The following is a 13181-nucleotide window of genomic DNA, read 5'->3' on the forward strand; positions in this document are numbered from 1 at the left end:
TGTCCGTCAACGCCTGGCCACCGACAGCCGTCAACGGATGACTAGGCCCTGCTCAGGAAATTCTCCGCCATCATGCAGCGCACGCTGCCTCCCCCGATGGCCTCGATGGTGGGCACAGCAACGGGGATGAGCCGCGCATGGCGCTCCAGGGCGATGCGCTGGAAGGGCTTGAGGGCATGGAAGGCCGTCTCCGAGAGCAGGATGCACGCCCCGCTGGCACCGCGCAGCTCCAAGGCGTTGCCCACGAATCTGTAGAGCTGCGGCAGATCGAAGGCGATGACCTCACGGCCGCTCCGGGCCAATTCCTCCTCCACTTCCTGGCGGTCGCCCGGGTAGGGCAGGGCATCGAAGCAGACCAGCGCCCAATCCGTGCCCAGGCTCATGACCACATTGGTATGGTAGATGGGGGCGCCGTTGATCCGGCCATCCATGGTAGCGGTGAAGGCGATGGGGGAATGGCCCAGCCGATCGCACCAGGCGGTGAGGGCCGCCTCCGTGGTGCGTGGCGAAAGGCAGGCATAGGCGCGACGCTTCAGGCGGTCGAGCACGAGGCTTCCGGTGCCCTCGAGGATGCGGCCGTGGTGCTCCCAGCCGCTGATGTCGATTGTCTGGCGAACGGTGAAGCCCTCGGCCTCGAGCGCGCGCGCCAGGTCGGGGTCGCGCTCAGCGCGGCGGCTGGGCGTGAGCATGGGGTACAGCACGACCGTGCCATCGGCATGCGTGCTGAACCAGTTGTTGGGGAACACGCCGTTGGGCGCGCCGGGGTGGAAGGGATCGAGCACCGTGAAGCCGATGCCGCAGCGGCGCAGGGCCTCGAGCAGGCCATCGAACTCCTCGGCAGCCGACCGGCGCGCATCGTCCACCGGGATCCGCTGCTGGAACTCGTTGCTGGCGGCCGTCTCCGGGTCGTAGCCGAAGCCCGTGGGGCGGACCAGGATGACGGCGGAGGCGGACTGGTGGGGGATCACTGGCCCTGTGGCTAACGCACCAAGCCGGCGCACCGAACGCTCATGTGCTGTTGGAATACAGGCCGGATGGGTACCTGACCGTTCATCGCGCGCGCAGGATGGGGAAGAGCGGCTCCAGGATGGAAAGCGTGGCCTCGGCCATGGCATTGCCGCTATCGAGCGCCGGGTTGATCTCCACCACGTCGAGGGTGGCGGTCTTCGGGTCGGCGCAGAAGCCGCTGAGCAAGGCCTTGGCCTCCTCGAGGAAGAGCCCATCCGGGACAGGGGTGCCGGTGCCGACCGAAATGCTGGGGTCCAGGCTGTCCACATCGAAGCTGATGTGCAGCCGGTCGCAGCCGCTGAGGTGGGCCAGGGTCTCCTTCACCACCGCATCGCCCCCCTTCCTGCGGAGGTCCGCCACGGTGATGACCTTGATGCCGTGCTCCTTGATGATGGCCTCCTCCTCGGGCTCATAGTCGCGCAGGGCGATGAAGACCAGGTCGCCGGGGAGGAGCTTGGGGCCGTGGACACCGATCTTCCGCAGGCGATCCCAGGTATCCATGGTATACACCCGCGGACGGTTGCGGCCCTTCTTCTCAATCTGCATGAGCAGCGCCAAGGGCATGCCGTGCACGTTGCCGCTGGGGGTGGTCCAGGGGGTGTGGAGGTCGGCATGGGCATCGATCCAGACCACCCCGAGGCGCTTATCGGGGAAGGCCATCTTGGTGCCCGATACCGAGCCGATGGCGATTGAATGATCCCCTCCGACCACGATTGGGAAAACACTGTTCCGCAGGTATTTATATACCTCGTACGCCAAGTCGCTCTCGAAGCGGATGAGCCCGTCGATGTGGTGGGCACTGGGGCTGCGGTCGTCCTCGTAGAGCACATCGTTCTCATCGCGCAGGATGCTCTCTTCGGCATGGCCGAAGAGCTCGCTGCCCAGCTTCCACGCCGCCACGCGCAAGGCGGCCATGCCCATGCTGGCGCCCCGTTTGCCCGCCCCGATCTCCGAGGCCGCCTCGATCAATCGCAATTCCATGGTCGTTGCCGCGGCGCTGGTGCGCAACGGCCGTTGCGGGCGAAGGTAAGCCTGCCGCCGGAGGGCGTTCATCGACCCCTGCTTCCGGTTCGCCTAGCAATCAGGCGCTTTCGGCTGAAACGAAGGGACAGGCCCCGCCGTAAGAGGGGCACGCAACACCCTCCCTGATGCCGATCCACAAAGCCCTGTTCCTGAGCGCCTCCACCCTGTTCCTCTCCGCCTGCGGCACCAGCTTGCTGGAGCAGCGGGTAACGGAAGGCACCATCGAGTATGCGCTCACCTTCCCCGACTACGACCCCAACGGGCTGATGGCGGGCATGCTGCCTGAGCGCACCACGCTCACTTTCACCGAAGACCGGCAGGCGGCGGAGCTGAGCGCCGGCATGGGGGTGTTCCGCACCCTGATGCAGGTGGACAACAGCGGCCGCAGCATGGATTACCACATGAGCATGATGGGCAAGCGGATCGTGAGCCACCTGAAGCCGCGCGACATGGACCTGTTCAACGCGGATTACGGACGCCCCACCATCCTGTTCACCAACGACCTGGATACCATTGCCGGGTTCCCCTGCCGCAAGGCCATCGCCGTGTTCAGCCGGATGGAACAGCCGGAGATCGAGGTGTGGTACACCGACCGCATCCGCATCAACGACCCCAATTGGTTCGGTCCCTTCGCGGAGGTGCCCGGTGTGCTGCTGCGCTACGACATGGTGCAGAACGGCATCCGGATGCACCTGGACGCCGTGCAGGTGACCGCCCAGGACATCGACCCCGCCAAGTTCGAGCCCAAGGCCGACCACGAGTCGGTGGCGCCGCCCGTGCTCCATCACGAGCTGGCCGAGGTGCTGGGGACCTTCTCGATGTAGCCCGCCGCCGTCAGTGCCTGGCCATCAGCGGCCAAGGCGCCGCGCTGCGCCCCTGGATCCGCGCCCCCCGGCCCCAGTGCGTGCGCGGCTCTCCACGCGCCCCTGTTGATACTAGCGCCAATAGACTTCCCGTTCTGGCTGGACGGAGGCTCGACCTTCGACGCATCGCCTCGCGCGTGCGAGCGAATCCCGCATTCCACATTGGCCAACGAGAAGCGCAACCGGCTCCGCGAGGAGCCCACCGAAGAGGCCCCGGCCAAGCCGCGGCGGAGCAAGAAGGCCGCGGCGCCGAGCGAGGGCCGCTGGAGCCGCATGAAGGGCTTCTTCGCCGATGAGCGCACCCACAAGGTGCTGGGGCTGGCCCTTACGCTGGGCGGACTCTTCCTGCTCACCGCCTTCGTGAGCTTCCTCTTTACCTGGCGGGTGGACCAGGACCTGATGAGCCGCGGCTGGTGGGAGATCCTCAGCACGGGCACGGCGGCGGAGAATTGGCTGGGCAAGCTGGGCGCCATCAGCGCGCACCGCTTCATCCACGTGTGGTTCGGGCTGGCGGCCTTCGCCTTCCCGCTGTGGAGCTTTTTGGCGGGCATGCGCATCCTGCTGGGCACCTGGCTGCTGCCCCCGCGGCGCACGCTGGGCTGGACGGCGATGGCGGCGCTGTGGGTGCCGGGGCTGCTGGGCTTCTTCTTCCGCGGGGAGTACAGCTTCCTGGGCGGTGGACTGGGCGTGGTGATGACGCGGCACCTGACCACCCTGCTGGGCGAGTTCGGCGCCGGCGCCTTGCTGGTGTTCGCGGCGGCGGCCTTCGCGGCCTACACCTTCAACCTCGATTTCGGCTGGCTGAGCGGGCTGCTGGCGAAGCGGGCGGGCGCGGCAGAAGCGGAACCCGCGGAGGCCGCGGCCGTGAAGCCCGGCGTGCGGATGAAGGAGCCGGAATGGCAGGATAGCGGGTTCGCTGAGGAAGCGGTTGCGGCGGATGAAAGGACCGCCCCGGTTGCCGGCCCCGCAGCGGCCGGTGGCACCGAGGAACCAACGCTGGAGCTCGAGCTGGAGGAATCGGATGCCGAAGCGGCCGATGACGCTGCCGAGGCGCAGGAGACGCCCGCGCTGGAGCTGGAGACCACCCCGATGGAGGTGGTGGCGCCCGTGGCCTCGCCGGTGATGAGCGCGGTGGAGGCGCTGAACGGGGAGCTCAACGGCATGAGCGTGGAGGCCGGCGCCAAGGAAGCCGTGCTGACCGAGGACGAGATCGAGGCGAAGCTGCAGGAGTTCGGCGAGTACGACCCGAAGCTGGACCTGAGCAGCTACGAGCAGCCGCCGCTGGACCTGCTGGTGGACCATGGTACGGGCGAGATCACGGTGACCAAGGAGGAGCTGGAGGCGAACAAGGACCGCATCGTGGCCACGCTGGGCCACTACAACATCGGCATCGACAAGATCAAGGCGACGATCGGCCCCACGGTGACGCTGTATGAGATCGTGCCGCAAGCGGGGGTGCGCATCAGCAAGATCAAGAACCTGGAGGACGACATCGCGCTGAGCCTGGCCGCGCTGGGAATCCGCATCATTGCGCCGATCCCGGGCAAGGGCACCATCGGCATCGAGGTGCCCAACAGCAAGCCGCAGGTGGTGGGCATGCGCGCGGTGGTGGCGAGCGAGAAGTTCCAGAACAGCACGGCGGACCTGCCGATCGTGCTGGGCAAGACCATCAGCAACGAGACCTTCGTGACCGACCTGGCCAAGATGCCGCACCTGCTGATGGCCGGTGCCACGGGCCAGGGCAAGTCGGTGGGCCTGAACGCGATCCTGGTGAGCCTGCTGTACAAGAAGCACCCCAGCCAGATCAAGTTCGTGCTGGTGGACCCGAAGAAGGTGGAACTGACGCTCTTCAACAAGATCGAGCGGCACTTCCTGGCCAAGCTGCCGGGCGAGGGCGAGGCGATCATCACCGACACGAAGAAGGTGGTGGCCACGCTGAACAGCCTGTGCATCGAGATGGACGAGCGCTACGAGCTGCTGAAGGATGCGCAGGTGCGCAACATCAAGGAGTACAACGCGAAGTTCATCAGCCGGCGGCTGAACCCGGAGAACGGGCACCGCTACCTCCCCTACATCGTGCTGGTGGTGGACGAGTTCGCGGACCTGATCATGACGGCGGGTCGCGAGGTGGAGACGCCCATTGCCCGCCTGGCCCAGCTGGCGCGCGCCATCGGCATCCACCTGATCATCGCCACGCAGCGCCCCAGCGTGAACATCATCACGGGTACGATCAAGGCCAACTTCCCGGCGCGCATCGCCTTCCGGGTGACGAGCAAGATCGACAGCCGCACCATCCTGGACGCGGGGGGTGCGGAGCAGCTCATTGGCCGCGGCGACATGCTGCTGAGCACGGGCAACGACCTGATCCGCATCCAGTGCGCCTTCGTGGACACGCCGGAGGTGGATGAGATCACGGCCTTCATCGGCAATCAGCGCGGCTATCCGGATGCGCTGCTGCTGCCGGAGCCGCCCATGGAAGAAGGCGAAGGCGGCGGCGACCTGGACGATGGCGAGCGCGACAGCATGTTCGAGGAGGCGGCGCGCCTGGTGGTGCAGACGCAGCAGGGCAGCACCTCGTTGATCCAACGCAAGCTGAAGCTCGGCTACAACCGCGCCGGCCGCATTGTGGACCAGCTGGAGGCCGCCGGTGTGCTGGGGCCCTTCGAGGGCAGCAAGGCCCGCCGCGTGATGATCCCCAACGAGGCCGCACTGGCCGCGCACCTGAACCAGGGTGTGGCGGCGGGGCCGGGGGTGGGGGGATTCTGAGGGGCCTCCCCTACTCTATCGCATTGTACACTGGGAGCCCGAGGACGGGAGAGCCTGATGTGTTCATCGTTGCACGCAGGGTCCCCGAAGACGGGAGACCCTGCGGAGGTTTAAAGGCCCGCCGCGCGATGATCCCCAACGAGGCCGCGCTGGCCGCGCACCTGAACCAGGGTGTGGCGGCGGGGCCGGGCGTGGGGGGATTCTGAGGGGCCTCCCCTTCTCTATCGCATTGTACACTGGAAGCCCGAGGACGGGAGAGCCTGATGTGTTCTACATTGTATGCAGGGTCCCCGAAGACGGGAGACCCTGCGGAGGTTTAGATTCTGATTGTACTGGATAGAATCAGACGGCCCTCACGGCCAAACACCTTCCTCCCTCAGCACCGCCTTGGCGATCCCGATGCGTGCCGCCGCGAATGCGGCATGCGCGGTATCGCTCGTGCTGATCCGGTTCGCGAAGAAGTAAGGCGCGCGCTGCGGGGCCTCTACCCAGCCCACGTACCAGCCGATGCTGCCCGCATCGCCCATGGCCCAGCCGGTCTTGGCGCGCATAGCGCGGCCCAGCGTATCCTCGCGCAGCATGATGTCCTTGGCGATGCCGTACGTGCGCGGGCTGAAGGGCAGCTGCTCCGCTTCTACCGCACGCAGGAAAGCGATCTGCTGGCGCGGGGTGATGCGCAACCCTCCCCTCACCCAGCACTGGTCGTAGCCGCCGGTGGTGTCGGCATTGCCGTAGCCCACGGTATCGAGCCAATGCTTGAAGGCTGCGGGGCCGATGCGGCGCACGGTCTCGCGGTAGTACCAATACACGCTCGCATCGTAGGCCTCGCGGAGCGTGAGGTCGCGGTTCGCCGCTGGGCGCCCGTAGTCGCTGCCGTCCCAGGCAATAACGTGACTGCTATCGGGGAGCACCCCGGTCTCGAGACCGATGAGCGTGCCGAGGATCTTGAAGGTGCTGGCGGGCAGCGTGGCCGAATCGGCTTGGGCGCTGTCAATGAAGAGCCAGTGATCGCGTTGCGCGTCGTAGCCGATGAAGGAACCGGTGAGCTGCTGGTCGGTGTAGAGCTGGCCGAGCTCGTCGCGGACGGAATGGTTGGGCGGTGCGGCAGGCTCGGGCTGGTGGCCGGCGCACGATGCGAGCAGCAAGGCGGGAAGGATGACGCGCATGGAGCGAAGGTCGCGCGCGGCGCATGAAAAAAACCCCGGCGATCCCGGGGCCTTCTTCAAGATTCGGAACGGATGCTCAGAACGCGTAGCCGATGGAGATGCCGCCGCGCACGATGGGGAACACCTTGTCGCGGAAATCGGCCTCGGCGTGCCGGTCGTCGGCGCGTGCATCGGGATTCCGGAGTATATCGCCGAGCAGGAAGACCTGCACGTCGGCATCATCCTGGTACTTCTCGATGTTGCGCTTGATGGTGAGGTAATCCTCGCGCTCCAGGTTGGGGTCGTTGGTCTCGATGTGGGCATTCCCCATGGCCATGCCGTAGCCCGCATTGATGTCCAGGAACAGACGCGAGGCCAGCGTGAATTGCACGCCCATGCCCAATCCGCCACCGAATGCGCTGGCCGTGCCATCGAGGTTGGCCCTGATGTTGCGCCCATTCTTGTCGTAGTCGTAAGGCACCCGGTAATCGTAGTCGAAATAGCGGAGGAAGGCCTCCACATAGAAGCCCTTGAAGGCCTCCCTTGGGTAGAACCGGAAATAGGGGTTGGCATAGAGGCCCTTGGGCTCCACATCCCCGGTATAGGTCTGCTTCTCGCCGTCGAGGTTGCCGATGGCCTCCACTTTGATGACGCTGGGCAGTTTGTAGCCCGCCAGCAGCCCCACCGTCGTCTTGCGGCCGGTCTTCTGCTCGTAGTTGGCACTCACCGAGAGCAGCGCATACCCGGTGAGATTGGTCTTGATGACGCGGCGCGGACTGAAGACCGCGCTCGCAACGGTGGCGACTTCCTGCGCCTGCAGCCCAAGTGCGGAGAGTGCCAAGGCGAGGCCGACGAGCAGCTTTTTCATGGGAATGGTTTTGATTGACCTAAAGTTGAGGGACCGGCTCCCGGAGGCAACTAACAGCCGTCAGTTCCCCCTGATGGCAGCGGCCATGGCCCAGGGCTACCGACCTTCGCCCCATGGATCCGCGCGCCGAAGCCTTTCTCCGCCTGCTGAGCATCATGGATGAATTGCGCGAGCGCTGCCCGTGGGACCGCAAGCAGACGCTGGAGACGCTGCGACCCTTGACCATTGAGGAGACGTACGAACTGGGGGACGCCATTCTGGAGGGCGACCTGGATGGCGTGCGGAAGGAGCTCGGCGATCTGATCCTGCACATCGTGTTCTATGCGCGCATCGGCCAGGAGCAGGGGTCCTTCGACATCGCCGATGTGCTGAACGGCATCTGCGAGAAGCTGATCCGGCGGCATCCGCACATCTACGGGGATGTGCAGGTGAAGGACGAGGAGGAGGTGAAGGCGAACTGGGAGCGCATCAAGCTGGAGGAGCAAGCGAAGCAGACGGGCCGCAGCGCGGACGCGCCTGGCGGGCCCGGGGAGGCGCAGCCCAGTGTGCTGGAGGGCGTGCCCAAGGGGCTGCCGAGCCTGGTGAAGGCGATACGCATACAGGACAAGGCCCGGGGGGTGGGCTTCGACTGGGAGCGCAAGGAGCAGGTGTGGGACAAGGTGCATGAAGAGCTGCGCGAGCTGCAGGCGGAGGTGGAGGCGGGCAGCGCGCAGCAGGCCGATGAGGTGGGCGATGTGCTCTTCAGCATGGTGAACTATGCGCGCTTCCTGGGGGTGGACCCCGACGAGGCGCTGGAGCGCACGAACCGGAAATTCATCCGCCGTTTCCAGTACCTGGAGCGCGAGAGCCGCCGGGACGGGAAGGAACTGGGCCGCATGACGCTGGCCGAGATGGACGCCTATTGGGAGCAGGCGAAGCGCCAATAGCCATGGGCAGGCTTCTGCGCCCCCTCTTCCTGAGCCTGCTGCTGGGCCTGCTGGAGGCGATGCGCACGCTGGATAAGCAGGAGGCCGGCCGCCCCGCGGTGCGGTGGGCGGTGCGCGTGCCGCTGGACGCGGGGCTGGCGCAGCCGGCCCGCTGCTGGTTCTGGGGCGAGAGCCCGATGGCCAATTGACGGTGCCGCGGGCGACCCGGCGCACGCGGCCCTTGGCAGCAGCATACGGACAGCCACCCCCATCGCGATCCATGGCGGCGCCTATCTTGGCGGGGCCATCACCAAACCCATCGCCATGAAGCACTTCTCCGCATTCGCCCTTGCGGCGCTCCTGCACGCACCGCTATTCGGGGCCATGGGGGGGCCGGACGCCTACGGCTACCTCTGGAAGGACAGCAACGAACCGGACGGCCCGGTGTACAACTGGATCGACATCACCACCACCGGGCAGATGGTGATGGGGCTGGGCGACGACAATGTGGTGGGGCCTTACGTGATGGCCACCGATATGCCCTTCTACTGGTACGGCCGCAAGAACATCTGGATCGGGAGCAACGGCTACATCGCCTTCAATGGCGGCAACATCGCCTCGCCCTTCCCCACCATTCCGCTGGGCGGCGGCACGAACGACTACGTGGCCGTGATGGCGGCCGACTTCAACTTCCTGGGCGCGGGCAACCAGGGACGCTGCTACTTCTTCGACAGCGAGGACCAGACCATCGTGAGCTGGGTGGGGGTGCCCTTCTGGTCGCCCTCGGCCCCGACGTACACGGGCAGCAACACCTTCCAGGTGATCCTGAACAAGCTGGACAGCACGATTACGGTGCAGATCCAGCAGCAGACGGGGCTGACGCAGAACAACGACCTGCTGCTGGGGATCGAGAGCGTGGCGGGCACCATCGGCCTGCAGCACAGCGCGGACGCGTATCCGGTGGGCGGCTATGCCATCCGCTACTACATGCCGCCGGCCTCCACGCTGCAGGTGCTGGACGGCGTGGTGAACTGGAGCACCGACCCGAGCAGCGGCGGGGTGTTCCGCACGCGCAACGGGCAGCCCTTCCAGATGATCGCCAACGCGCTGAACGTGGGGAACACGGCCCTGACGGGCTTCACCCTCTCGGCGCAGCTTCTCAACAGCGGCGGCAGCGCGCTGCTGAATGCCTCGCAGGGCATCGGCCTGCTGGGCCCCGGGCTGGACACGACGGTGAATTTCCCGCCCACGTGGGTGCCCAACCCCGCCGGCACCTACCGGCTGGTGAGCAGCGTGAGCGGCATCGCCGGTGAACTGGTGACGGCGAACAACCAGCGCACGCAGGAGATCGTGGTGGTGGACACCGCCACGGCCACCCACGACCTGCGCTACCATGGCCTCACCGACGACGGCGTGGGGCTGAGCTGGAACGGCGGCAACGGCGGGGTGGGCGTGTACATAAAGCCGCCCTACTACCCGGCCTATGCCACGCACACCACGGTGCGCATCGTATCGAACACGGGCGCCGCCGCCTACACCATGAAGGTGTACGATGATGACGGCGTGGGCGGGCAGCCGGGGACGCTGCTGGACTCGGTGCAGATCCCTGCGGCGCAGGCCGTGGCGGGCGACCAGGTGATCGCCCTGAGCGCACCGCTCACCATCACCAGCGGGGGCGTGTACGTGGAGTGGTACATGCTGGGCGCCAACATCAGCATTGCGGTGGACATCACGCCGCCCTTCTCGCTGCGGACCTATGAGGTGATCGACGGCGTGTGGGCGGAGTACCGGGACCGCGAGAACCAGGACTTCTTCATCGGGCTGCGGCTGGCGCAGGTGCCGGTGCATGATGTGGGCTGCAACGGCTTCTTCGGCCTGGCCGATGGCCAGAGCATCGGCGGGCAGACGGCGGTGCGCGCCTGGGTGCGGAACTACGGCAACCAGCCGGCCAGCTCCTTCAACGTGCACTACCGCTTCGGCAATGGCCCGGTGACCACGCAGGCCTATGCCGGTGCCGCCATCGCCCCGGGGCAGCAGCAGCTGGTGACCTTCAGCAGCTACTTCGTGCCCACGGCGGAGGCGACCGATGCACTGTGCGCGTGGACGAGCATGCCGAGCGACGCATCCACGGCGAACGACACCTCGTGCGTGAGCATTGAAACGTATGTGGGCCTGGAAGAGCTCGCGGAACTGGGCGTGACGCTGGGCCCTGTGCCGGCCCATGATGCGCTGCGCATCACCGGACTCCCTGCGGGCCGGTGGGAAGCACGGGTGCTGGATGCGGCCGGGCGCGTGGCCCAGAGCGGCAGCTACCCGGTGCAGGGCGCGCTGGTGCTGAGCGTGGAGGAGCTGACGGCGGGCGCCTACGTGCTGCTGCTGAGCGACGGCGTCGCGTGGCGCTGGGCCCGCTTCGTGGTGGAGCGCTGAGCGGGGTGGGCCTCGGCTACCTTTGGCCGCCCGCGAAGGGGCACGAGGTTGCATGCTCATCACCGAACGCTTCGTCATGATCAACTTCCCCAAGACGGGGAGCTCGTTCGCGCGCGAAGCCATCCGGCAGTGCCATTGGCATACGCCCACGCTGCGCCAGCGCATCGGCTGGCGCCTGGGCCGCCCCCAGCGCATGTTCAAGGACCTGCTGATGAAGCCCTACCACTTCAACAAGGCCTTTGAGGAGCGCGCGCGGCCGGTGGCGCACGGGGGGGTGTGCCAGATACCGGCCGAGCACCGCGGGAAGCCCATTGTGACGGTGGTGCGCGAGCCCTTGGCGCGCCTTGTCTCGCTCTATGAGTTCCGGGCATGGGCACAGGACCCCCGGCCCAGCCTGGAAGAGGTGAAGGCGGCCTTCCCCGCATTCCCGGACCTGTCCTTCGCCGACTACTTCAGGATGCACCTGGGCATCGGCTACGCGAGCGCCGCACCGCCCGGCATGCGCGCCACCGTGGGTCCCCTTACGCTGCACTTCATCCGCCTGTTCGCGCACGACCCGCTGCGCACGGCCCTGGCGCTGGAGGATGGCATGGACCTGCGCCGGGTGTACGACCAGCACTTCCCGCGCATCACCTTCCTGCGCACCGAGCGGCTCAACGAGGAACTGTACCGCTACCTGCGCGGCATGGGCTACCCTGACCGCGCGGTCGCCTTCATCCGGCGCAAGGGCAAGGTGAACGCCACCGGGCGCAGCCAGGAACGGTACTTCACGCCGGCCATGCTGGAGGAGTACCGGTGGCGGGAACGTTTTTTCTACCAACTTTTCCCCGATTACCTGAAGGCCTTGCCGGCGGCATGACCGGCCCCCACCCCTGAACCCACCCGAGATGGAACGCGATACCCGGATATTCGAACTGATCGACAAGGAGCGCTGGCGCCAGACCGTGGGCCTGGAGCTGATCGCCAGCGAGAACTACGTGAGCGACCAGGTGCTGGAGGCACTGGGCAGCGTGCTCACCAACAAGTACGCGGAGGGGCTGCCCGGGAAGCGCTATTACGGCGGCTGCGAATTCGTGGACGAGGTGGAGAACCTGGCCATCGACCGCGTGAAGCAGCTCTTCGGGGCCGCGTGGGCCAACGTGCAGCCGCACAGCGGGGCGCAGGCCAATGCCGCGGTGATGCTGGCCTGCCTGAAGCCCGGCGACACCATCCTGGGCTTCGACCTGAGCCATGGCGGGCACCTGACGCATGGAAGCCCGGTGAACTTCAGCGGCAAGCTGTACCGCGCCACCTTCTATGGCGTGGAGCAGGCGACCGGCCGGGTGGACATGGAGAAGGTGCGTGAGACCGCGCTGCGCGAGAAGCCGAAGCTGATCATCTGCGGTGCCAGCGCGTACAGCCGCGATTGGGACTATGCCGCCTTCCGCGCCATTGCCGATGAGGTGGGGGCGCTGCTGCTGGCGGATGTGAGCCATCCGGCGGGCCTGATCGCCGCCAAGCTGCTGAACGATCCGCTGCCGCACTGCCATGTGGTGACGACCACCACGCACAAGACCCTGCGCGGCCCGCGCGGCGGCCTGATGATGATGGGCCGCGACTTCGAGAACCCCTGGGGGCTGACGACGCCCAAGGGCGAGCCCCGCATGATGAGCGCCGTGCTGGATGGGGCGGTGTTCCCCGGCACCCAGGGCGGGCCGCTGGAGCACGTGATCGCGGCCAAGGCCGTGGCCTTCCACGAGGCGCTCTCGCCCGGCTTCGCCGACTACGGCCGCCAGGTGATCGCCAATGCGGCGGCCATGGCCGAGGCCTTCATGGCCAAGGGCTACGACATCGTGAGCGGCGGCACCGACAACCACTGCATGCTCATCGACCTGCGGAGCAAGGGCCTGACGGGCAAGGAGGCCGAGCGGCTGCTTGGGCTGGCGCACATCACGGTGAACAAGAACATGGTGCCCTTCGACGACAAGAGCCCCTTCGTGACCAGCGGCATCCGCGTAGGCACGGCGGCGATCACCACGCGCGGCCTGAAGGAGCTGGATTGCCGCAAGATCGTGGAGCTGATCGATACGGCGCTGCGCAGCGGCGGCGATGCCGGCGAGCTGGACCGCGTGAAGTTCCATGTGGGCGGGATGATGCGGTTGAAGCCGCTCTACGGCTGGTCGGTGACGAGCTGAGC

General features: G+C 66.8%; 11 protein-coding genes. 7 read left to right on the forward strand and 4 right to left on the reverse strand.

Translation table 11 applies throughout. The features are described from left to right. Nucleotides 1-41: 41 nt before the first annotated feature. Together QY325_06035 and QY325_06040 are read right to left on the reverse strand one after the other, a co-directional pair. On the reverse strand, nucleotides 42-968 hold the full coding sequence (locus QY325_06035) for an arginine deiminase-related protein (protein WKZ67482.1): 927 nt from the start codon (nucleotides 966-968) through the stop codon (nucleotides 42-44). 82 nt (nucleotides 969-1050) lie between these two features. After that, nucleotides 1051-1989 carry an arginase gene (locus QY325_06040; protein ID WKZ67483.1) on the reverse strand — a complete coding sequence of 313 codons (939 nt, stop codon included), beginning with the start codon at nucleotides 1987-1989 and terminating at the stop codon, nucleotides 1051-1053. 167 nt (nucleotides 1990-2156) lie between these two features. Between QY325_06040 and QY325_06045 the strand changes: the two genes are divergently transcribed. Both QY325_06045 and QY325_06050 read left to right on the forward strand, forming a co-directional pair. Then, the gene (locus tag QY325_06045; GenBank protein ID WKZ67484.1) at nucleotides 2157-2855 is read left to right on the forward strand and encodes a hypothetical protein; all 699 of its coding nucleotides are present in this window, start codon (nucleotides 2157-2159) and stop codon (nucleotides 2853-2855) included. Nucleotides 2856-3167: 312 nt separating this feature from the next. Beyond that, nucleotides 3168-5660, forward strand: a complete 2493-nt coding sequence (locus QY325_06050; GenBank protein WKZ67957.1) for a DNA translocase FtsK 4TM domain-containing protein — start codon at nucleotides 3168-3170, stop codon at nucleotides 5658-5660. 353 nt (nucleotides 5661-6013) lie between these two features. Here the strand turns inward: QY325_06050 and QY325_06055 are convergent, their stop codons facing one another. Both QY325_06055 and QY325_06060 read right to left on the reverse strand, forming a co-directional pair. Continuing rightward, entirely contained in the window at nucleotides 6014-6826 is an 813-nt protein-coding gene (locus tag QY325_06055) for a penicillin-binding transpeptidase domain-containing protein (protein WKZ67485.1), read from the reverse strand. 76 nt (nucleotides 6827-6902) lie between these two features. Beyond that, nucleotides 6903-7673, reverse strand: a complete 771-nt coding sequence (locus tag QY325_06060) for a DUF3575 domain-containing protein (GenBank protein ID WKZ67486.1) — start codon at nucleotides 7671-7673, stop codon at nucleotides 6903-6905. Between the two features lie 113 nt (nucleotides 7674-7786). On the opposite strand from QY325_06060, the gene mazG reads away from it, so the two are divergent. From mazG to glyA, 5 genes are all read left to right on the forward strand, one after another. Continuing rightward, nucleotides 7787-8599, forward strand: coding sequence for a nucleoside triphosphate pyrophosphohydrolase (mazG, locus tag QY325_06065; GenBank protein ID WKZ67487.1), 813 nt, complete (start codon nucleotides 7787-7789; stop codon nucleotides 8597-8599). 2 nt (nucleotides 8600-8601) lie between these two features. Beyond that, nucleotides 8602-8787 carry a hypothetical protein gene (locus QY325_06070; protein WKZ67488.1) on the forward strand — a complete coding sequence of 62 codons (186 nt, stop codon included), beginning with the start codon at nucleotides 8602-8604 and terminating at the stop codon, nucleotides 8785-8787. 115 nt (nucleotides 8788-8902) lie between these two features. After that, on the forward strand, nucleotides 8903-11005 hold the full coding sequence (locus tag QY325_06075; GenBank protein ID WKZ67489.1) for a hypothetical protein: 2103 nt from the start codon (nucleotides 8903-8905) through the stop codon (nucleotides 11003-11005). 52 nt (nucleotides 11006-11057) lie between these two features. After that, nucleotides 11058-11864, forward strand: coding sequence for a hypothetical protein (locus QY325_06080; protein WKZ67490.1), 807 nt, complete (start codon nucleotides 11058-11060; stop codon nucleotides 11862-11864). A 28-nt stretch (nucleotides 11865-11892) separates the two neighbouring features. Next, nucleotides 11893-13179 (forward strand): serine hydroxymethyltransferase, encoded by a 1287-nt coding sequence (glyA, locus tag QY325_06085; protein WKZ67491.1) that lies wholly within the window; start codon nucleotides 11893-11895, stop codon nucleotides 13177-13179. The last annotated feature ends 2 nt before the right edge of the window (nucleotides 13180-13181 follow it).

It is taken from the genome of Flavobacteriales bacterium (genome assembly GCA_030584065.1).
GTDB lineage: Bacteria > Bacteroidota > Bacteroidia > Flavobacteriales_F > PHOS-HE28 > PHOS-HE28.